Source organism: Brachybacterium tyrofermentans (assembly GCF_039526165.1).
In the GTDB taxonomy this organism is placed as follows: Bacteria; Actinomycetota; Actinomycetes; order Actinomycetales; family Dermabacteraceae; genus Brachybacterium; species Brachybacterium tyrofermentans.
Genome location: NZ_BAAAIR010000062.1, coordinates 1 through 962, shown reverse-complemented (window position 1 = coordinate 962; position 962 = coordinate 1). Strand labels below are relative to the sequence as shown.

Annotated in this window: 1 protein-coding gene; it reads right to left on the bottom strand. The window is 66.1% G+C overall.

The genetic code is table 11. From position 1 onward, the window contains the following. A partial coding sequence (locus ABD093_RS18205; RefSeq protein ID WP_343926282.1) for a transposase occupies window positions 1–840 on the bottom strand: 840 nt, incomplete at its 3' end. Window positions 841–962: the final 122 nt, after the last annotated feature.

The following is a 962-nucleotide window of genomic DNA, read 5'->3' as shown; positions in this document are numbered from 1 at the left end:
GTTATAGGCGGGTTCCCAGACGTGCTTCGGGATCAGGCCGAACAGCTCCGGCGTATTCGCGGGCAGGGTGAACCCGACCGAGTACGAGACCCGCCGCTTCACCAACTCCTGCAGCGTCTTCTTCGTGCCGCCGGCCCCGTCGATCCGGACCAGCACCTTCCGCCCCGGCCGGGATCCCATCCCGACTTGGGCCAGCGCATCGGCGATCACGCTCTTATGGTCCGCTGCGGTGTTCGAGCCGGCGTTCCCGGGGCGCAGGAGACAGGCCAACATCTCTCCGGACCCGCCGGTGCCGTGGTCGACGAACGCGAGCAACGGATGGAATCCGAAGCCCTTCTTAAACGTCGGCCGCGCGAACTCCTTCTCGCTGTGAGAGGTCACCAGCGAAGCGTCCAGGTCGATGACCAGCGGGCTCTTCGCCGTGACCCCCGCGCTGGGAGCATACTCGCCGGCCAGGGCCCAGGCTCGACTGCGTGCTTTCCGGCGGGCGGCACTGATCGCATTCTCGACCGCCCGGGCGTCAGCCGCGAGGGTCGTCAGCAGGCGAGAGATCGTCGGATCCGAGGCCACGGACCCATACACATCAGGCTCCGCTCGGAGCGTGGCGACGTCAGCCAGGCAATCCCCACCGACCGCCAACATGAGCGCGAGATCGGTGAGGATCTTCCCCGGATCATGCCGCGAGAACGGCTTCCGCCACGGCGCCAGCGCCCTCGAAAGCTCGACGGCCAGGCCCGTCGCGCGGACGGTCTCGGTCAGCAACACACCACCGGCCTGACCGACCGCAGACACCGGCGCGACATCAACATGAGGACGTGGATACAACCCGGTAGCATTCACCCTGAAGGTGCTCCCTGAACTGGCGTGAAATGGACCTTAGACAAGCCCTATTCTTCCAGGTCAGGAGCACCTTCACCCATCACGACCCACCCCTCGGACACCTCAACGATGAAAGCCCGAGG